22 protein-coding genes are annotated in these 19,640 nt (G+C 66.9%); 4 read left to right on the forward strand and 18 right to left on the reverse strand.

Features of this window, described 5'->3' with window-relative positions; all coding sequences use genetic code 11:
* Positions 1–8: 8 nt before the first annotated feature.
* From ACWPQI_RS25015 to ACWPQI_RS25080, 14 genes are all read right to left on the reverse strand, one after another.
* Positions 9–1,640 (reverse strand): M23 family metallopeptidase, encoded by a 1,632-nt coding sequence (locus ACWPQI_RS25015; protein WP_072815187.1) that lies wholly within the window; start codon positions 1,638–1,640, stop codon positions 9–11.
* Positions 1,637–1,951, reverse strand: a complete 315-nt coding sequence (locus tag ACWPQI_RS25020) for a hypothetical protein (RefSeq protein WP_072815188.1) — start codon at positions 1,949–1,951, stop codon at positions 1,637–1,639. The genes ACWPQI_RS25015 and ACWPQI_RS25020 overlap by 4 nt, the downstream gene beginning before the upstream one ends.
* Complete coding sequence (locus tag ACWPQI_RS25025) at positions 1,948–3,702, reverse strand: ATP-binding protein (protein ID WP_072815189.1); 1,755 nt, start codon at positions 3,700–3,702, stop codon at positions 1,948–1,950. The genes ACWPQI_RS25020 and ACWPQI_RS25025 overlap by 4 nt, the downstream gene beginning before the upstream one ends.
* Positions 3,703–3,721: 19 nt before the next feature.
* Positions 3,722–5,227, reverse strand: coding sequence for an SCO6880 family protein (locus tag ACWPQI_RS25030; protein WP_072815191.1), 1,506 nt, complete (start codon positions 5,225–5,227; stop codon positions 3,722–3,724).
* On the reverse strand, positions 5,224–6,792 hold the full coding sequence (locus ACWPQI_RS25035) for a hypothetical protein (RefSeq protein WP_072815193.1): 1,569 nt from the start codon (positions 6,790–6,792) through the stop codon (positions 5,224–5,226). Before ACWPQI_RS25035 ends, ACWPQI_RS25030 begins: the two co-directional genes overlap by 4 nt.
* The gene (locus tag ACWPQI_RS25040) at positions 6,783–7,622 is read right to left on the reverse strand and encodes a DUF8175 domain-containg protein (RefSeq protein WP_072815194.1); all 840 of its coding nucleotides are present in this window, start codon (positions 7,620–7,622) and stop codon (positions 6,783–6,785) included. Before ACWPQI_RS25040 ends, ACWPQI_RS25035 begins: the two co-directional genes overlap by 10 nt.
* Positions 7,619–8,224, reverse strand: a complete 606-nt coding sequence (locus ACWPQI_RS25045) for a DUF8175 domain-containg protein (RefSeq protein WP_225223364.1) — start codon at positions 8,222–8,224, stop codon at positions 7,619–7,621. Before ACWPQI_RS25045 ends, ACWPQI_RS25040 begins: the two co-directional genes overlap by 4 nt.
* A complete protein-coding gene (locus ACWPQI_RS25050; protein ID WP_191902829.1) occupies positions 8,221–8,601 on the reverse strand; it encodes a hypothetical protein in 381 nt (126 codons plus the stop codon). Before ACWPQI_RS25050 ends, ACWPQI_RS25045 begins: the two co-directional genes overlap by 4 nt.
* A gap of 16 nt (positions 8,602–8,617) precedes the next feature.
* Positions 8,618–8,911 (reverse strand): hypothetical protein, encoded by a 294-nt coding sequence (locus ACWPQI_RS25055; RefSeq protein WP_072815198.1) that lies wholly within the window; start codon positions 8,909–8,911, stop codon positions 8,618–8,620.
* Positions 8,908–9,504, reverse strand: coding sequence for a DUF6668 family protein (locus ACWPQI_RS25060; RefSeq protein WP_072815199.1), 597 nt, complete (start codon positions 9,502–9,504; stop codon positions 8,908–8,910). The genes ACWPQI_RS25055 and ACWPQI_RS25060 overlap by 4 nt, the downstream gene beginning before the upstream one ends.
* Complete coding sequence (locus tag ACWPQI_RS25065; RefSeq protein WP_072815201.1) at positions 9,501–10,280, reverse strand: hypothetical protein; 780 nt, start codon at positions 10,278–10,280, stop codon at positions 9,501–9,503. The genes ACWPQI_RS25060 and ACWPQI_RS25065 overlap by 4 nt, the downstream gene beginning before the upstream one ends.
* Entirely contained in the window at positions 10,277–11,296 is a 1,020-nt protein-coding gene (locus ACWPQI_RS25070; RefSeq protein WP_072815203.1) for a DUF8176 domain-containing protein, read from the reverse strand. The genes ACWPQI_RS25065 and ACWPQI_RS25070 overlap by 4 nt, the downstream gene beginning before the upstream one ends.
* 103 nt (positions 11,297–11,399) lie before the next feature.
* Positions 11,400–12,512, reverse strand: a complete 1,113-nt coding sequence (locus ACWPQI_RS25075; RefSeq protein ID WP_174565242.1) for an insoluble domain protein — start codon at positions 12,510–12,512, stop codon at positions 11,400–11,402.
* Between the two features lie 30 nt (positions 12,513–12,542).
* Positions 12,543–14,183, reverse strand: coding sequence for a cutinase family protein (locus tag ACWPQI_RS25080; protein ID WP_072815204.1), 1,641 nt, complete (start codon positions 14,181–14,183; stop codon positions 12,543–12,545).
* Positions 14,184–14,337: 154 nt separating this feature from the next.
* On the opposite strand from ACWPQI_RS25080, the gene ACWPQI_RS25085 reads away from it, so the two are divergent.
* Both ACWPQI_RS25085 and ACWPQI_RS25090 read left to right on the forward strand, forming a co-directional pair.
* Complete coding sequence (locus tag ACWPQI_RS25085; RefSeq protein ID WP_072815205.1) at positions 14,338–14,781, forward strand: helix-turn-helix transcriptional regulator; 444 nt, start codon at positions 14,338–14,340, stop codon at positions 14,779–14,781.
* Positions 14,782–14,991: 210 nt separating this feature from the next.
* Positions 14,992–15,354: a helix-turn-helix domain-containing protein gene (locus ACWPQI_RS25090; RefSeq protein WP_072815229.1), complete on the forward strand. Its 363-nt coding sequence runs from the start codon at positions 14,992–14,994 to the stop codon at positions 15,352–15,354.
* Here the strand turns inward: ACWPQI_RS25090 and ACWPQI_RS25095 are convergent.
* The 4 genes from ACWPQI_RS25095 to ACWPQI_RS25110 form a co-directional block, all read right to left on the reverse strand.
* Positions 15,351–15,908, reverse strand: coding sequence for a hypothetical protein (locus ACWPQI_RS25095; RefSeq protein ID WP_225223363.1), 558 nt, complete (start codon positions 15,906–15,908; stop codon positions 15,351–15,353). The genes ACWPQI_RS25090 and ACWPQI_RS25095 overlap by 4 nt on opposite strands.
* 20 nt (positions 15,909–15,928) lie before the next feature.
* The gene (locus tag ACWPQI_RS25100; protein ID WP_083583901.1) at positions 15,929–17,011 is read right to left on the reverse strand and encodes a hypothetical protein; all 1,083 of its coding nucleotides are present in this window, start codon (positions 17,009–17,011) and stop codon (positions 15,929–15,931) included.
* Between the two features lie 2 nt (positions 17,012–17,013).
* Entirely contained in the window at positions 17,014–17,502 is a 489-nt protein-coding gene (locus tag ACWPQI_RS25105) for a hypothetical protein (RefSeq protein ID WP_072815232.1), read from the reverse strand.
* A gap of 234 nt (positions 17,503–17,736) precedes the next feature.
* Positions 17,737–17,904, reverse strand: a complete 168-nt coding sequence (locus tag ACWPQI_RS25110; protein ID WP_169918109.1) for a hypothetical protein — start codon at positions 17,902–17,904, stop codon at positions 17,737–17,739.
* Positions 17,905–18,175: 271 nt separating this feature from the next.
* Between ACWPQI_RS25110 and ACWPQI_RS25115 the strand changes: the two genes are divergently transcribed.
* Both ACWPQI_RS25115 and ACWPQI_RS25120 read left to right on the forward strand, forming a co-directional pair.
* Positions 18,176–19,117 carry a ParA family protein gene (locus ACWPQI_RS25115; protein WP_072815209.1) on the forward strand — a complete coding sequence of 314 codons (942 nt, stop codon included), beginning with the start codon at positions 18,176–18,178 and terminating at the stop codon, positions 19,115–19,117.
* Positions 19,114–19,497, forward strand: a complete 384-nt coding sequence (locus ACWPQI_RS25120) for a ParB family protein (RefSeq protein ID WP_083583903.1) — start codon at positions 19,114–19,116, stop codon at positions 19,495–19,497. Before ACWPQI_RS25115 ends, ACWPQI_RS25120 begins: the two co-directional genes overlap by 4 nt.
* Positions 19,498–19,640: the final 143 nt, after the last annotated feature.

Consider the following 19,640-nt stretch of genomic DNA (forward strand, 5'->3'; position numbering starts at 1 on the left):
GCCTTCTTTCACTGGTTGCCCATCGCCCGGTACTGCGGTTCGGAGGCGATGATCTTGTCGGCGTAGGGGCGGGTCTGGACCACGTAGTCGGTGTGCCCGGTAGGGAATCCCCCGGAGTTCAGGACGGCGCCTTCGCCGGCGTTGTAGCCGGCCAGATACAGCTCGGTGCGCCCATTGGGGGCGGAGACCACCCCGTCGCCGATCCAGCCGTCGATGGTGTCGGCGATGGTGCACATGTAGTGGCCCTGGGCCATGACGGCATCGCCGATGCTGTTGACATCGACCCGGCCGTCGCCGTCGTAGTCGCGGCCATAGGACGCCCAGGTGCCCGGCATGAACTGCGCCGGTCCCATCGCCCCGGTGACCGACACCGGAGCGGAGTCTCCGTGGCGGAAACCGTTCTCGGCGGCGAGCTGAGCGGCGAGCAACGAGGGTGTGATCTGCGGGCAGATCGACCCGGCCCGCTCGATCCACGGAACGAACTCCGGTGGCACGGTCCCGTCGGCGAGCCGGTCGCCGATACCCTCACCGGAGATGAGGCAGTCGGCGGCCGCGGCGGTGGCGTTGCCGCTGCCACCGGGCAGCGATCCCCACGACACCAACGTCTCGTCGGTGCCCTGTCCCCGGACGGACACGTGCACGTGGTCGTAGTGGTTTTCGGTTTCGCTGCCGCGGTCTTCCATCAGGCTGGGGGTACCGCCGACCGGGTAGTAGGTCTGCCGCCAGATCACGTACTCGACATTGAAGAACTCTGCGTTGGCCAGGATGTAGTCGGTGATCTCGTCCCCGAGAGTCACCCCGTCGCCGGAGCGGTAGTTCGCGATCATCAGATCCACAGCCCGACCTTCGGTGTGATCGCTGGCGTAGCCGCCGTCGGCGCGCCACCCACCGATGCTCGCGATCCGGTCGCCGAAGCGCAGGTGCAGGGCGCGGGCGAGTTTCTTCGCATCGACCTGCAGGCCCTGCTCGGAGCCGGCCGACGGCGGCAACGGCTGCGCCAAGTTGCCCTGGGGCGGGGTGGACGGCACCGCGGTGGGCGGCCCGGCCGGGGTCTGTCCCGGTGCGGGAGCGGATTCGTAGTACGGCAGCGGGTCCACCGCCGCGGTGCCCCAGCCGCCGGGCCAGACTTCCCAGTGCAGATGCGGGCCGGTCGATTCCCCGCGATTGCCCACGGTGGCGATCTGCTGACCGGCGCGGACCTGCTCGCCGACGGCGACGGTGTAGGTCTCGATGTGCCCGTACACGGTGGATACGAGCTGACCGTCGATCACATGATCGAGCACCACCCACTGCCCGAACCCACTGGCGGGACCGGCATTGCGCACCACCCCGTCGGCCGAGGCGTAGATCGGGGTGCCGATGGCCCCGGCCAGGTCGATGCCCTGATGCTCGGTGCCCCAACGCGGGCCGAACCCGGAGGTGAAGGTGACGGTGGAGGGATCGACCGGCTTGATGAACGAGCCCATCGGTGCGAGCTTGTCGCCGGATCCGAGGCCGGAGCCGGGTCCGAGGCAGCTCGTGCCGGCGCGGCGGTCTTGTTCGTCCTGAATCCCCATCACGAGGACGAGGAGCAGGAAGAACGGAATGAGTGTGAGCGCCAGAATGAGCGCGATCAGGCCGGTACCCCCCTTGCCGTTCACCGCAGGCTCAGATCCTCGGCAACAACTCCGTACTTGCGTGCCAGCGCCCGGTTCAGGTCCTGCGCCAGTGCCAGTTCCGCTTCCAACGCGGCGACTTCCTGCGGTGTGCGGCGAGGGCGACGGCCGGAGCGGTTGACCCAGCCCCGCACCGTCGTCTCGGCCACATCCAGCTGCGCAGCGGCCGCTCGCGTAGCAGCGGTGAAGCTGACCCCTGCCTTCATGCGCCCCAGGACCGTCTCGATCGCAGCCTCACGAGTGAGGTCATCGACCAGGGTGTACCGGCGACGGCCGCGACGCTCCCGCCGGCTCATGCGGCGAACCCCTTGGCTCGGTCCTCATCGGCAGCCCGCAGACGGGCATCGGTGTCGTGAATCCCGGAATCCTTTTCTGCCTGGGGCACCCACACCTTGAACGGGGTGCCCGGTGTTGCGCCTTCGCCGAGCTTGAGCAGGAAATGCCCGACACCGGCGGCGGTGCGCTTGCTCTCGACCGCGCCGGTGCCGTTGTCGCCGGCACTGTTGCGGCGCGCCTGGCGCAATGCTTTTTTCTCCTCCACCGAGGAGGTGCTGTCGTTGGCCCAGCCGGTCACCATCGCCCGCTCAGCGCGGGAGAACTTCATGAAGCGGCCGAGTCGGTCGAGTTCGGCCTCGGGGACCGGGCCGACGATGCGGGCGCGGGAGCGTTCGATCATGCCCAGCGCCCCGACCTTCTCGAAGTCCGCGAGCGAGTGCGTGACCATCGTCATCGCCACGCCCATCGACCGCTGCAACCGCTGCACCGCATCCAGACGCGCCACCGCCGAGCTGCCGGTCTGGATCACCTGCCAGACTTCGTCCAAGATGATGTGCGCCGCCAGAGCCTTGGCACCGGGCACCTTGTTGTCGGCCAGGATGTGCGCCGCTTCTACCGCCGCGAACGCTTCGTTCCAGCCGGCGAGAAGCACAGCGGCTCGCATCAACTCATCGCCGGGCGGCACCGAGGACATGTCCAGGTCCACCATCGGCTTGGTGATGTCGATCCGCACGGTGCTGTGCCGGTTGAAGGTTTCTCCGAACCGGCCTTTGACCAGCGCGCGCAGCGAGCGCAGCAGCGGTTTGATCTGACCGCGGTATTCGTCGTCGGTGTCGGCCACCGCGTCGTCCTTCAGTTCCTCGGGTCCGGTCGAGATCAGCGTCAGCAGGTCCTCGAGGCGGGCTGCGTGGTCGTTGTCGAACTGCGAGTCCGGGGCGTAGAGCAGCCGGATCGCCGAGGCGAGCAGGGTTTCCTCGAAGTCCTTCAGGGGGCCGCGGCGGACGATCTCGAGCAGCGCACAGATCATGTTGAGCTGGCGAGCGTGCAGCGCGAACTCGGCCTTGTCCCGTTCGAGGGAACCGGCGGGCAGTTGCTCGATCGCATCGCCGATCGGGCCGCGATCGAGGGGGTTGATCGCGCCGGTGCCGTAGCCGACCTCGCTGACCTGCCCGCCGACCTGCTCGGTAAGCACCCGCAGGTCCGGCTTGACGTCACCGGGCACGAGCACCAATGTGCCGCGGGCGATGTCGCCGAGGGCGATCCGGCGCAGCAGCGTCGACTTGCCGAAGCCGTTGAGCGCGCAGATGAAACAGGATGGCGCGGTGATCGCCTTCATCTTCCAGGCGTAGAGCGGATCGAATCCGACGGCCGCGCCGGTGGTCAGATGCCGACCCAGCGGGGTACCCAGCAGCGGCGCTTTCGCGCCGACGATCCACGGGTAGATCCCGGCGACCTGAACCGAGGTACCGCGGTATTCGACCGGCGGCATCACCGTGGACATCCGGCCCCCACCGGCCCCGTCGAATCCGCGGTCGTCGAGATCGGCGAGCGGGCGGTCGAAGCCGTCGGAATTGATCCGGGTCAACCGCTCGACCGTCGCCCGACGGCTGTACTGGCGGTTGACCAGGCTTTTCTTCCATGCCTTCGTGAGCCCGGTTGCGGTGGCGGCCTGCTCTTCGAGCCGGGACAACTCGTCGTCCGACAGCAGAGTCTTGGCGATCTTCTCCGCTGTGAGCAGCCGCGACGATCTCGTGGCGTTGCGTGCACTCATGGATGTGCCCTTTGCGTGTTCAGTTGCTGAGGAAGCTGGGAATGGTGGTGTGGTCGGGGGCGATGACTCCCACGCCGAGGGAGGCCGCGAACGCTGCGGCCTGCCAGCACCACGAGCGGCGGATCGTCAGTCGGCTCTGACGCGAGAGGTCCTCGACCAGGGCGTCGATCTTCGGCACATCGGAGCTGCCGGCCGGTTCGGTCACGGTCACCAGCACCCCGAAGCGCACCATCCCGGCGCCACGGGCCTGTTCCATACGGGCCTGGGCCGTGGCCGCCAGCTCGATCTGCGACTTCGCCGAACCGATCGATCCGTTCTTGAGCGACCCACCATGTGCTTCGGCCATCGCGTTGCGGTAGTCGCTGTCAGCGATGTCGGTAGCTTCCCCGGCCGAATGCGGCCGATAGATCACCGAGACCCGCTTGAGCGGCACCGCCTCGTTCGGGGCCAACAGGCGCTGCAGCACCCGCTCGGTCACCGCCCCCTTGGGCGCTTCACGCATCTCCCAGGTCACCGACACCGCACCGTCGTGGACGTATTTGCCGCCGTCGGCGCTCTCCAGGGCAGTACGGGGACCGCAGTCCTCCCAGGTCAACCCCGTGCCCTCGCCGGAGTACACGCCGGCTTCCACATCGACGAGCGAGGCCGGGTCATAGGAGCGGCGCACGAACGCCATGATCTCGTCGGCATCCATCGGCGAGCAGGGCACACCGGAGCGTGCTGCCGACGCCGTCAGACCGGGCAGACGCCGGCCGAGTTCGACAGCCTGCTCGGAAGGGTCCTGTTTGCGTTCGGTGGTCTTGGCCTCGAAGGTGATCGCGATCCTCGCTGCGAGGCGGATACCGCCGGAGGTCAAGCCGGTGGCGAGCTGGTAGGCCGCATCGCGGGCCAGCTGCGGGGCATCGGCGCGGGTGTTCTGGTGCACCGTCTCGTACAGCTCGATGCCGGTCTCGGGCAGCGTCTCGACGGTGGTGACCACCGCGAGGATGTCCGAGGTCTCACCGGCCCCGGACAAAAACTGTGCCCAGTTGCCGACATAGTGGTCGATCACGTCCTGGTCGACGGCTTCGGCGCCTTGGGGATAGGCGTCGAAGACGACGGTGTAGGCACCCCGGCTGGGCATGTGGATCATGCCGAAGGTGCGCCCGTCGGAGTCGATGCCTTCGTAGAGCTCGGTCTCGCCGAGCACGCCGGGAAGACGGTAGGCCCGCCCGGGAACGCGGGAGAACGTGCCCGAAGCGTAGGCGTGCTCACCGCGGCGGCGGCCGCGCCAGAACTGGAATCGCATCAGTGCCCTTTCGTAGCCGGAGCGGCCGTCACGGGAGATGACCAGGGGGATGAAGCACACGATCACCGGGATGGCCAGCAGCAATGCGACCGTCATGCCGAGGAACAGACCCGCGATGATGACGGCCGCTGCAGCGAGGATCGCCGCGACCGAGGTGCCGAAGGTGGCTCCGAGCAGGCCGGTGCTGCGGGGCCGGCGCCAGTTGCCGTAGGTGTTGAATGTCGGCTCGTTGCTCACTGTTCGAAGCCCCCTCGGTTGAACTGGTGATCGGCTCCTGTCGCCACAGGCGCATCGAAGCCGGAGTGACCGGAACCGCCCGCTCCAGAACTGCCGGACGCAGCGGCGCCGGGGCTGCCCGAGTCGTTGCCCTGCGGGCCACCACTGCCGACGGCGGCGCTGCCGCCGGCGGACGGAGTTCCGTTCTGATTGCCGCCTGCCTGTCCACCCCCGGCACCCCCTGCGGCACCGAAACCCGACGGGGTAGCCCCACTCGGAGAATTCGAGATGCTCGATGAGGTGGTGCTGGTGGTCGCTACGCCGGATGCTGCGCCGCTGGCACCGCCGGTGGCGATCATCCCGCCGACCTTCGCGCCGACTGCGGCCGCGCCGGCGGCTGCGGCCAGGCCGCTGCCGCCGCCCCCCAGTGCGCCGACGTTCGGGACGATCAACCGCATCAGGGCGGGCAGCACCAGCGCCGCAGCGCACAAGGTGATGACCCCGGACAGGGCCATGAACCCGTCGCCGTTCTCGGGGTCGGTGATGGTCGGGGTGGCTTCGAGGAACAGGATCGCCGAGACCCCGATCACGAACGCCCCGACCGGTTTGACCAGCAAGAACGCGATCGTCCAGGCCAGCATCTTCTCGTATGCCTGGCTGCCGACCTTGGTGCCTCCGGCCGCGCCGGCGATCGGCAGCGCCGCTGCCATGAGCACGAGAATGCCGGTGCGCAGCAGCATCAAGAACGCCATCATCAACCCGCCGAGCATGCCGATGATGCCGATCAGAAACAGCAGGCCCACCCCGGCCGGACCCGAATACAGGTAGATCGAGACCATCGCTTCGGCCAGTCGGGACGGGTCGGAGCCGACCGCACTGTCCATGAACCACGCCGAAATCTGGTCCGACAGTTCGGTGCCGAGCACGATCAGCGTCGATGCTCCCCCGGCGAGCAACGCCGCACGGCCCATCTGCTTGAGGCCCTCTTCCGAGGTGTCGCGGATCGCGCCGGAGCGGGCCAGTGCCAGCCGGCCGCCGAGCAGGATCAGAGACAACGACAGGGCCGCGACCTGGATGTAGAAGGTGTAGTCGTTGACTGTCGCTACCGTCGTCTGGAAGGTGTCCCCGTCCATTTCGGTGCTGGTGATCCACCATCCGAGCGCGAACTTCAGCACCGCGACACCCGCGTTGCCGATCCACAGCGCCGTCTTCTCGACCGCACCCTCAGCGACGCCCCCGGCGACATCTTCGATCGTGCCGATACCTGCATCGACCGCGGTGCCGACCGCGTCCCCGCAGCTGGGCAGGTCCACGTCGCCGATCTGATTGGCGATCCAGCCACCCACGGTGCCGGCCAGCATTCCACCCGGGGTGCAGGTCAACGTGCCGAGGGTGGTCTCCAGCTGCTCGAGTCCTGTGGCTTCCTCGTCGTCGACCTGGGACGAGTCGTCAGTAGCCGGAGTGAGGGAGGAATCCGTCTCCTGCGCTGCTGCGGTGTGTGCTCCCACGAGGGCGAGGACACCGACAACACACGTCACGGCGACAACCTTGATCAGTGCTGTCCACAAGCTGCGGGTCACCACCATTGTTGCCACCCGTCCGCCGAGAGGGATTCGTACTCGACACCGAGAGCGGTGGAATCGGCCTGGAGCACCCAGCCGGTGCCCTCACGCCAGACCATCGGGATCTTTGAGACCGCGATCTGGGTCGAGCCATTGGGGCGTTCGACGGTGTAGCCGAACTTCACCAGAGTCAGATCAGGGTTGAACAGCACGTTGACCATCGGCATCACCGACGCCGGCGTGTCGTCAGCAATCCCCAGAGCGGAGAACTCGCCCTTCGGGTCCGACACCAGTCCCGCCTCAGTCGCCATTTTCAGCCGGTTCCCGCCCGCGTAGGCATAGCCGAAGTAGTGGGCTGCTGCGAGTGCCGCTCCTTGCGCGGTGCGAGAGAACCCGGTGGCGACACCGTTGTCGGTGAACGCGGTGGGGCCATCGGAGGTCGAGAACGGAAGGTCCATGTTCCCGTGGATGCGCTGGAGCATCACCCCGCTAGGGGCCTGGTCCGCCGGACGGTTCGAGCTGGCCAGGGTGTCGGACAGGATCACGCCGTGGGGCTCGAGCGGCACGTAGATAACACGGTTGCCTTTGTCGAAGACCGGGTCCGGCTCGAACAGTCCGTCCTTGTCCTGGGCGGTGGCGCTACTGCCGGTGGTCGGATCGAGAGAGACCAACGGCTCTGCGTCCTCGCCTCGGAAGACCATCACCAGGCTGACCACGACACCGACGACGACGATGATGGCCACCGCCGCCAAGCCGATGGTGAGTTTGGTGGCCGACGATGCGCGTTCGTTCTCGGCGTCGAGCGAGGGAGTGTGCTTCTCGTGGGTCGAGTCGGTGGTGTTCTGCTCGGTCACTTGCGGGTCTCCTCGAGGTTGACCAGCTCCGACGGCACTTCGTCGAGAGCGGTGATGGTGGCGGCGGTCTCGCTGGGCAGGTTCAATCGCCAGTCGTCGTCGACCCACACCACTTGGGTGGTCGAGGATGCGAGCGAGTCATCGGAGAAGCGCTGCACGACACTGACGGTGGCGGCGGTGTCGCTGTAGTCGTCGATGGTGTAGCCGACGATGGTCGGCACCATCTCGGGGTCGGTTCCCGAAATCTCCACCAGGGCGCGGTGGGCGGCGTACAGGTCGCGGCCTTCGCCGGGTGCGGCGACACCGGCCAGGATCTGGGGCCAGGTGCGATCGGAGGCGGTGGACAGTTGCACCGACTGGGTGATCGCCGCCAGCGCCGCTCCCTGTGGGGTGTGGCTGAATCCGGCGAAGGGTTCCCATTCACCATTGCTGGGGCCGTCGGTGGTGCCGATCGGCACCTCGATGCCGCCGACGGTGATCCACCGGTTGATCTGCGGTGGATCGGTGATCGACAGCTCGGTATCGGGGGTGTGCGTTCCTGCGCAGCTGGTGGCAACCAACGCCACCGCGACCATTGCTGCTCGCGCCCACCGACGCATCATCGTTCGTTCTCCTCGTTGCCGGATTGCTGTTGCTGTTGCTGCTGCATTTGTTCGAGCTGGTCGATGACCGTCGGGGAATGGCCGCTTCCGATCTGCTGGGCTTGGGGTCCTTGGGCGGTGGCCAGCAGGATCGTGGCGATGGTCGCGGCCACGCCGCCGGCGAGGATCGCCCCGATGTTCGCTGCGACGAACTCTGCGGCGGTGGGGGATTCGATGCCGGCTCCGTGCTTGTGGTCCCAGGCCAGGCGTCCGCCGACGAAGATCACTTTGGCCACGCACAGGATGAAGACGATCCCGGCCGCGTAACCGAGCAGCGTTTGGAAGCCGTCGACGACCTCGCCGGGAAGGGGCACGACCCCTTGGGCGGATACCTGCATCGCTTGACCCCCGCCCTTATGCCGCAGAGGTGACGGCGCCGAGGATCTGGTTCGCCGAGATCGCCACGATCGCGCCGACGAGCGAGCCGACGAGCATCTTCGGTGAGTCCCCCGAGCCGTGCTGCCACTTCTCCCACGCGAATTTGCCGCCGGAGAAGATCAGGGCTGCCACGCAGGCGAGCGTGACGCCCCACAGCAGCCAGTTCAGCAGCTTGAGCAGGCCGTTCGCGCCCGGAGGCACTTCCGGGTTGATGTCGAAGTTGACCGAACCTTGCGCCAGATACGCAACGTCCACGACGGTCTGGATCATGAGTGTGTCCCTCCGGGTGATGACTGCACCGACCACAAGGTCGGCAGGGCGGATTGGAGTGCTGTGACGATGCCGACGCCGGCAGCGATCACGTCCTCGGGAACGTCGATGACCGCTCCCTTGGTCTGGATGGGCACGCCGTCGAGGGCACGCCAGGTGGGAAGGCTCGACCGGGCGGCCGAGGCCAGGAAGCGATGCCAGCCGATCGACCAGTGCGCAGCCACTGCGCCGGTGACGATCGAACGCAGTTGGCGCACCTGCTTCGGCGGCGGACCGGCGGCGTTGGCCACGGTGACCAGCCCGAGCAGCTCGCAGGCCAGGCCGCGGTTGCGGTGTTCGAGGATCAGATCGTGGGCGCTGGACAGGCCCTGGATGGTTTCGCGGCAGACGACCACCACATAGGGCGATTCGATCTCTCGGGCATTCCCGCACGGCCACTGACGCTGCGCGTCGTCGGCGAAGCTCCAGTACCGGGCCAGGGTGGACACGCCGGATCCGCCGTGCGCGCCGAGCAACCACACCGCAGGTCCGGGAGTGGCCACCGGGTACGGCTCGATACGAGCGTCGGCGCTGGTGTGTTCGCGGATGCTCATGCCAGCTCCCCCGCCCCGGCGTGCTGGCCGTCGGTGTCGCGGTCGCCGGCCTCGATGCGGCCGAAAGCGTCGAGTACATCGGTCCAGGCATCGATCGACTCGACCGACAGGCGGCGATGGTCGACGGTGCCGGGGCGAGCCAAGTTCGCATCGAACGGCACTTCGACGAACGCGGCGACCAGTGGGGACAGTGCGTCGCGGATCGGGGTCAGATCGACCACTCTCTGCGGGAGCTGGTGTGAGATCGCCACCACCGTGTGGGAGAGCACGTCGCGTCCGTAGGTGCGCACCAGCCAGTCGAGGGCGCCGCGCATCCGGGCCAGCGGTTCGGCACGGGGCGGCACCGCGACGACGATCGCAGCGCCCGCCTCGATCAACGGGGTCAGACGAGGTGACCGCACGGCGGTGCCGACATCGTGGATGCGGGCCAGATGCCGATCAGCGAGCAGGCTGTCCACCAGCACCGAATCCGAGGATTCGCCGTGACCGCCGACGACGACGGCCCCGGCACTGCTGACGGCCATGTGGGAGCCGAGCTGGCGGATCGCCCGCGCCGGGTCGATCGGTTCGACCCCGGCGCGGTCGAGCAGGTTTCCGCCACCGACGGTGCCGTCGATCGCCGCGACCTGTGCATCGGTTCCCAGGCGCAGGGCGGTGGCCAGGCCGAGGCAGGTCGTGGTCGCGGCCGCTCCCCCGGAGCCGGCCACCACGATGGCCGAGAGGTGTTCGGGTTGCTCGATTTTCGGGCTACGGCGAAATGCAACAACGTTGTTCATCGGTTCTCCACGTTCGCGATCTTCATGCCGCCGTCGGCGGGCATGGTGGTGATCCACTGCTTGTGGATGCCTTCGTCTCCCACGGGCGGGAATTTCAGGAGCACATCGACCGACCAGCGGTTGGGGTCCTCGGTCGGCAGCACGGTCACGCAATGCTCGGTCCCGGCCGGAACGGCGTCGATGAAGCTCTGAATATCGCTGCCGGGCAGGACCATCAGCTCTGCGACGGCCTGGCCGTCCCGCTGGACGTAGTAGGCGTGCTCGAATGCCTGGATCACCGCCGGGCCGGAATCGCGTCCACCGGGGCCGTTGCCGACGATCCGGTCGGGTTCGTCGACCGGGGCGCACCACAGCGGCGGCGCCGCGGTCGCGGTCGTCGAGGGGGTGGTCGAGGGCGAGGCCACTACCGAGGAGGACGGCAGCGGCGGCGCCTGTGGTTCGTCGGTGCTGCCGGTCATCGCGGTCACCACCGCAGCGGAGACCACCGCCAGCACGGCGACACCGCCGCCGACGAGCATCCAGGTGCGGGACCGATCGCCGCCCGGCTTCGCGGGAGCAGCGGCAGCGGTGTCGGTGACCGGCACGGCGGGGGCGCTGGTGGGGGCCTCGGCCGACTCGGGGGCCGGAGTCGGCCGGGGAGGGCGGGCACGGCCGATCGCGGACTTGAGACCCCCACGGCTGCGCTGCGAGATCACCAGCGGACCTCGCGGAATGTGGACGTGCACCCAGTCCGGGGCATCGGCATAGGGATCGACCTCGGTTGCGGCATCGCCGTTGTCGGCAGGGTCGTGGGCCCCGGGATCGGGGAGAGAAGGTACGTCGGGATCGGGCTCGCCGGTGGTGTCGGCGGTGAGAATCGGTTCGAGTTCGGTCTGGATCACCACGTCGGCATCGACCGGTTCGAGGTCCGATGCCACTACCGCGTCGGCGATGGTCTCGTCCGGGATCGGGAAGTGCAGCGATCCGGTCGCAACGGTCTCGGTCGGAGTCGGCTGCGGCCCGTAGTGCTCGGTCACGTCCGGGAAGAGTGTTCCTCGATTGTCGGTCGACAAAGTGTCCTCCGTCGTCGGGTGGTGGGGGCGGGGCGTGCCCGCCCCCACCGAAAGCTGGTCGAGCAGGTCAGGCCGGCACGATGCCGTCGCCGATCGCGGTCGAGATCATCTCGGCGGCAGTGCCGGCCGAACCGCCGAAGAAGGTGTCCAGAGCGCTGTCCACACCGGCGATCACGCCTTCACCACCGGGCTGGACCTCGACCCACTCACGGACCTGCGAATCGACCTGCGGAGCGGTCTGCACGACGTTCTGAACTGCGTCGGCGGCGGCCTGTCCGACCGGGCCGGAGGACTGCCACTGCTCGACCGTGGAACCGGCCTGCTCGGTGAGCACGTCTTCACCCACGTCCGGCAGCTCCACCTCGATGGGCTGACCTTCGTCGTCACCGGCACCGAAGGCGGTTCCGGCAGCCAGACCGGCCGCGCCACCGAGCACTGCGCCGGGAACCGCGCCGACCGCAGCGCCGATCGCTGCTCCGGCTGCGGTACCGGCGACACCGGTAGTGACCTCGGGCAGCACCGGGATCGGCAGCGGCACCACACCACCGGCGGTGGCACCGGCGATACCGCCGATGGTGCCGCCGATCAGGGCACCGGGAACGGCACCGGCCGCCCCGCCGGCTGCCGCACCGGCCACCGTCGCGCCGATCTGAGCAGCAGCGACACGATCGGCACGGCTGGCTTCGATACCGATCGACTTGTAGAACGTCGCCACGTCCGACCGGATCAGACCGGCGGTGTTGTTGGTGCGCTCCCGGTCGTCGTCGGTGACCCAATTCGGCTGGTTGAAGTGGACATCGCCGATCATGATCTTCTCGGGCGGAGCGATGTAGATCGGTTCCGGCTCGACCGGCTGCGGGGCACGCAGCTCCAGCGGGTTGATCGGCGCCGGAGTGGACTGCCGCTCATAGCGGTTGGTGTCGTAGTTGTAGTCCGGCAGCGGCGCGTACTCGCGCTGCTGCGCCGGCGGCGGGGTCCAGTAGATCTGCTTGGCCGGCGGCTTCGGCGCGCTGGTGGTGCCGCCCTGAGTGGACGGTGCCGGGGTGGTCACCCCGCCCTGCGAGGGCAGCTCGACCGGAGCTGCCCAGGCCACACCGGTGCCCGCTGCCACGATCGCGGCGGCCGTGGCAGGCACGACGCTCGCCTTGGCGATCCGTGACGGCCTGTGATGCTTGCTCATCAGTGGTTCTCTCTTCTGTCGAGGCGTGAATCAGTTGAGTTCGGCGGCCGAGATGCCGCCTTGATCGAGCACCGTCGGTCCCGCGTCGACCACAGTCGTGGTGGTCACGGCCGGTTCCGAGGTGGTGGACGTCGCCGTCTGCGACGACGGGGTGGTCGAGGTGGTCGCCGACGGCCGGACCGTCGTAGTGGTCGGCGTCGTCGCGGTGGAGGTCACCGTCGTGGAGGTGGTGGAGTCGGCCGCAGCGCTGAGGTCGGATGCCACCGCAGCGAGCCAGGAGGCAGCGAACCGGGTCGGGGCCTGTCCGCTGGCAGTAGCCGGGACCGACCCGTAGGAGCCGTGTTCGGCGGCGACATTGCGCACCGTCGTCATCGCCACCAGGTCGAACGCGTCCCGGTTGGCCTTGACCTCGTTCTGCACGACCTGGAACGCCTGCCGCACCAACCGCTGCGAGGTCGCCGGCGGGACCAGCTCGGGCAGCACACTGACCGTCTTGGCCGCGAGCACACCGAAGGCCGCAGCCGGATTGGCCAGCCCAGCCGCCGCGACCGCCGCGATCGTCTCCGGGGTCAGCACCTTCTTGACGACCGTGACCGCCGCATTGATGCCGATCAGCCCGACCTTCATCAACGCTGCCGTGACTTCCTGCCCCGTCGGCGGCGTCGCCCGAGGATCGGATGCCTCGGCCAGCCGCTGCGAGATAGTCTTCTTCGGCTGGACCGAGATCGCCGACAGCGCGCTCTTCGGCGCCTGAATGTCCTGGTTGACCACATCGACGGCGGTCTTGAACGCCGTCGACGCCAGCGCCCGTCCGACCGTGGAGATCGCGACGAACGGATCCCCGCCGACCTCGACCTGACCGGCGACGTTGACCACCGCCCGCACGACCGGGGCGTTCGCCGGCGCATCACAGGCCAGATCCCCGCCCTGGCACCAGGACGACACCCGCCCCGACAGGCTGCCGTAGCTGCTGGTCAGATCGGCCACCGGCCCGATGCCACCTCCTTCGGGGGCGGTGAACGACACCGACGACAGCGCCTTGACCGCCTCTCCCCTGGTGCCGGGAACCGGCGACGGGGCCATCTGCGAGGTCCCGGGGAACAGTCCCGATCCGGGGCTGCGGGTCGGCGCGCCGAACAGGGCACCGGCTGCGACCGAGCGGGCCGGAACGACCCCGGTGCCCTTGCCGACCGACCGCAGGAAGTTCGACGCGGCATGGGCGCCCTGGGAGAAGCCGACGACGGCGAGCTTGGCCGAAGGGCACTGCGAGAGCACCTTCTGCGCCGCCAGGGACAGATTCTCCTCCCCTGCCGTCACCGACTCGACATACGACTCGGTGCCGCCTGGCGTCAGGCCACCGAACGAACCGGGATACGGCACATACGCCCGATCGACGCTCGCGCCCAGCTCACGGGCCTGATCGAGCAGCGGACCCATGATGTTCGAGAGCATTCCGGTATCGACCTTCACCGGCGCGTCCGGCGACGTCTCGGTGGTGCCCTGCATCCCGAGCACGTACAGATCCGGGCAGTCCGAGACCAGCTCACCGAGCCAGTGCGGTTCATCGCCTGTGCTCGACTGGGCATAGGCCGGGGCGGTACCCAGGCCGGCAGTAGCCAGCACAGCCGCCGAAAATGATATGGCCGCAAAGCGTTTGGGCCACGCGCTCATATTCCCCTCCTTCACGGCTACGACCTTACTCCAGATCGAAGTTATTTCCCACAGTTATTTCCTACAGAATGTCGGCGGCGATTTCCACCCAGCTGCGCATATGCGGCAAAGTTGGTGCGAGAGTTACCGGAGTGGACCCGAGACGGAGGTGAGAGTGCCGCGCCGCGCCCTGTACGGGTTCGATCCCACCCGGCTCACCGAGGTGCGCCGCGAACGGGGCCTGTCCCGCTCCGATCTCGGACGCCTGTCCTCGGTCACCTACAACACCGTTCGCAACTGGGAAACCGGTGAGAGTGCACCGAGCCCGAGCACACTGGAGCGAGTGGCCGAAGTCCTCGGAGTCACAGTGCACGAACTCGCCGTCGTGCCAGAGCAAGCGCAGACCCTCGCCAGCTGGCGGACTCGCAGAGGTCTGGCACAGTCCGACATCGCCCAGGAGCTGGGTATGTCGAAGTCCACCTACTCCCGGCTCGAACGAGGCGAACGCTCCCCGACGAGTGACGAGAGGCGGAAGTTGGCGACCATTCTCGACACGAGCGAGGAGCAGGTGACGTCGCTGTGGATGCGCGCTCACCGCAGACCGGGCGGATCACGCTGACACCACCGGCACCCTTACCTGCGTTCATACGTTTGACCGACCAAGCGGAAACCCCCATACGTCTCTATCACAATAGTAATATTACCGTGGTGATAGGCAATGGGCGCGGAGGAGTCCCCTGGCGGCGATTCTGATCGCCGCCGGGGTGGTTGTAGATTTGACGAGCCCGGTTCACCTGGGCCGTTGTTGATTCCCGATGAGGAGGTGGGCGTGGCGACATTCGCCGAAAAGCTCCGCTATCTGATCGACAATGTGCACCCCAAAGACCGAGGCCCGTTCACCATGAACGAGATCGTGGATGGCATCCGGCGCAACGGCGGCTCGATCACCCAGGGCTACATCTCCATGCTGCTCAACGGCCAGCGCCCCAACCCCGGACTCAAGGTCGCCCAGGACCTCGCCGACTTCTTCCACGTCCCGCTCCAGTACTTCGCCGACGACGACTCGTTCGAGCAGGCCGTGCGCTACATCTCCTGGGTGCAGTCGCTACGAACGAACGACGTGGCATCCGCCGCCCGCGCGTACAACCCCTATGACACCGGCGTCGGCACCGACGAACCGAAGCGCCCCTAGGAGACGAGGTTCGCGACCGCGAGGTAGGTCAACGGGGCGATAGCCAGTCCGGTGGCCGCACCGACCGCTATCTCCCTGCTCGTGTGATGCCCCAGTTGCATCCGGGACCAGGCGATGGCCGGCGCGAGAGCAAGCCCTGTCCACCACCAGGGGCTGAGCCCGACCGCGAAAATCGCTACGACGCCGCACCACACGCCCATGTGCACCGACGCCTTGATGCCGACCATGCTCGTCCAGACAGCGACACTGACCAGAGTCGCTATGGCCGCACACGTCAACGCGATCATCTCGACCGGGCCCTGCGCGACGAGCTGCACCACGAGAGCTGTGACGACCAGGGCAAGTATCGCGAGGATCAGACCATGCCGTTCCGAATGCTCCGTTACGTGATGGTTCCCGATGCGCTCGCGCACCATCCCCCACACGATCAGCATCATCGGCAGCACCCCGGCGAACAGCGCGACGAAAGCCCCCCACCCGGGGTGTCCGATCAGGATGCCGAGCGTCAGGCACGATGCGACATTGACCGTCCAGGGCGCAGCGATTTCGGTCAAGCCTCTGGCTACCACATCCTTCAACGCTGCAACTCCACCTCACCGGAAGCGCGAAGCACCTCGAACGCCTTACCGACTGCCCGCACCCACTTCACCGTGTCGGTCCCGCTAGGGGGTCGCAGCCCGTCGACCCCGACGCCCCCGGATTCACCGGTGCACACCCATCGCGCGATCGACTCCGGTGTCGCCGGCCTGCCCCGTTCCGGAAGCCCGTCCTCGTCGGCCTGCATCGACAGCGCGTCGAGCACTTCACTCGCCCGATCCGATACCTGCCGAGCCGGAACGAGCGCAGACCACGATTCCCGCATGACTCCGGGCCAGCGCTGCTTCACCAACACCTGGTACAGCTCCGCGAAGTCCCTCCGCTGCGACCGGCCCATGAAGAACCTCTCGATGGACGCCCACGTAAAGCCCAGCATCGTCAGCACAGACCCCACCAGCGCCAGCTCGGTCGACACATCGAACACGTGGGTGGAGGGTTCAACCCACCCCGCACGGGCAGCAACGATGTACCCGGCGCGCATCCACGCATACACCGACAGAACGGCGACCCCCACAGCCACGATCGCCAGACCACGTCCGGCGGGAGTGCCGAGATCCCAGCCGTGCACCACCACCACCGTGATGATCGTGCACAGCACAGCAGCTACGACCATCACGAAGGCCGCGGACTCCGCATAGCCCGGCAGATGACCGTAGAGCTGATCGAACTGGTAGCCATCTCTCGCCTGCGGAGCATCAGCTGCGCCGAGAAACAGGACCACAGCCACAACAATCGCACCGACCGTACCCAGCGATAAGGGTCCTACCCAACGGCGTTGAGCACCTGCGTCATGGACGCACAGCGCCACCAGGAGCAACGCTGCCCCCAGACACATCCCCAGGAAGAGGCCTTGCTTCACCGCCGATGCGGCATTGGCAACGCCTATCGCGTTGCTGACGAACCGATCGACCGGCCCCACGTTGACGGTCGTGTGCGCTGCCATGCAGACGAAGACCACCGCGATCCCGAGCGCCAGAACCGAGTGCGATTGACGCCATCGGCGCACCCTGGTGAAAGCGACCCACCACAACAACACCGACAGAACAATCGTCGAGTACACCGCTACAGCGCCTCATTGAGCAACGACCGAATACGGGCCGACCTGGCGATGCCGGCACCCCAGATCCGCCGGCACAACTCCGAACCGAATGCCTCCGCCTCCATCTCCAGTCGGCGCACACGCTCATCGGAGCAACTCCCCTGTCCACACTCGCGAAGCATCATCCGAGCCATACCGTGCCATTCGGATGGAAGAGTCCGGCGCGCCGTGTCGTGGACAGAGCGTCCCTCATGCCCCATGAGGATGTGGCCGAACTCGTGCCCGATCGCGCGGTCCAAGTCCGCAACCCACGGAGCGTAGTGAATCTCGTCCCAGTCGGGATATTTACGCCAGAGCGCGAAGACGCCAGGGCCAAGGTCCACGTCCCTGGTCACCACGAGTGGACGACGGCGCATCCGCTCGATCGTCGGCACCAAACCGAGAACGGAGGCCGCTTCATCACCCCGCGCATGTGCAAGCAGTTCGCTCACTGCCCCCGCCACCGGGTCCATAGACGCCTCCTCCACCTCGGCACCTCGATTCGCTCAACAGAGAACTCGGCACATACATCAAATCGAGCGGTCACAGCAATCGCTTCGACTGCCGATGCCCCCGACCGAACATCGATGGATCCCGAGATCCCGACCGGCCGGTATCGTACCGACTGACACCACCCCGTACCCGTGATGCACGACACCGCATGCGCAGGTTCCCCCGGTATCCACCTTCGCCCCCCACCGCGAGGTTCACGAATAGGCCCCGGCAAGGCCAGCCGGACCAGCAATACTGGCATTGATGCGGAGGTCCCATCGAAATGGCATTACAGGCAATTTCGCTGTAGCCGGCCCGTGCACGGAAGGCGCCAATGCCGACAGTGACATCATCGCCATCAATACTTGCAATTGCTCGACCACGCAGGATCCTCCGAGTCGGGGCGATCGCCCCGACTCACCTTTCCACCTCCTTGAGCAGCGGGTCCGCAATACCAGCAATGCTGGTATTGCCGCGAAGTCTGCCCGATGCAAGTAATACTTGCATTATGGTGATACCTGGTAATGTCCTCATTGCCAGCAATGACGAGTCGCCTGCAACCCTCGGGGTGGCACCGACTTCACCAGGAATGCCGGTTTTGCTGGCAAAAGAAGCAAAACCTGCATTGATTGCTACGACAGGAAGGGAAGTGCAGTGGTCACACGCGAGAAGGTGTCCCTCAAGCGCGACGCCGCGGCGCTACGACGAGTCGTCGCGCTCATCAACAGCAAAGGGGGAGTGTTCAAGACAACACTGGCATCCAATATCGGTGGCCTACTCGCCGCTTCCGACTACAAGGTTCTACTCGTCGATCTCGACCCTCAGGGTAACGTCGCCGAGGATCTCGGCTACACCAACACCGAGCTCGACGACGAGGGACGCAACCTTGCGCAAGCACTCGCATTCGGCGGCCCACTCGAGCCGGTTCGCGATGTCCGGCCAAATCTGGACGTCGCTCCCGGCGGACACCACCTCGAAGCAGCAACAGCAGCACTCACCTCGAGAGCATCCAAAGACCCAGCAGGAGCGAAACTCGCCCTTGCAATGGCCTTGGCACCGATCGCGCACCAGTACGACATGATCCTGCTGGACTGCCCACCCGGCGACGAAGCGTTGCAGACGGCAGCTGCGGCCGCAGCACGATGGCTTCTGATCCCGGTCAAGAGCGATGCATCCAGCCGCAAGGGCATGGCCGGCGTGATGAACCGCCTCAATGCGGTCCTCGCTGACAATCCCGACCTCGACCTTCTCGGCGTTGTGCTCACAGGTGTCGGCACGTCCGCAACCAAAGTTCAACAGAACGCTCGAGACGCAATCGCTGAGGCATTCGGTGGCAGCACCGACGCCATCTTCGACAAGACGGTGCGGCACTCCGAAGCCACCGCGGCAGCAACACGAGAACGGGGACTGCTCGTCCACGAACTCGACGACGTGGTTCGCAACGGACCCAAGTGGTACGAGGTCCTGCGCGGGGAGGCTCAAGCTCAAGCCCTCGCACCCCAGTCCTCCACGTCCGTTGCGGACGACTTGGTGGGCATCACCGAAGAGGTCGTGCGCCGCATGACCGCAGCAGAAGCCGAGGAGGCAGCATCGTGACCGAGCCGCGCCGGAAGCTCTCAGGTCTGCCTCGCGTCTCGTCCGGCGCACGACAGGTCACGGGAGATCTGTCCGGGTTGCAGGCAAAGCACCGCAACGTTGCACCACCCGCGCAACCAGTCGAGCAACCTGCTGAGCAACCCGAGAAGAAGCAGAGCAACAAGGCGGTGACGGTGTACATCGCCCCGACGGTGTACACCCAGGCCCGCCTCGCCTTCAACGCCACACGCACAGCCGAAGCCGACCGCAACTGGTCACAGTTCGTCGAGAAGGCCATTGCGGAAGAAGTCCGGCGACGGTCCGAACTGCACAACGGCGGGAAACCGTTCGAGGGAGTCGATGCGCCCCTTTCTCCCGGTCGACCGCTCGCTGACACCTGAAGTCAACCAACGCTTTCAATGCCTGTTTTGCTTGCATTCACAGGAATGACGGGCGTCCTGCAAGGAATTGCCGCTCCGCAGGACGCCCTGACCAGGAAAACCACCAGATAGGAGATCCCCAGGTCATGTCCGACGATACAACC

It is taken from the genome of Rhodococcus sp. LMD, from assembly GCF_056108245.1.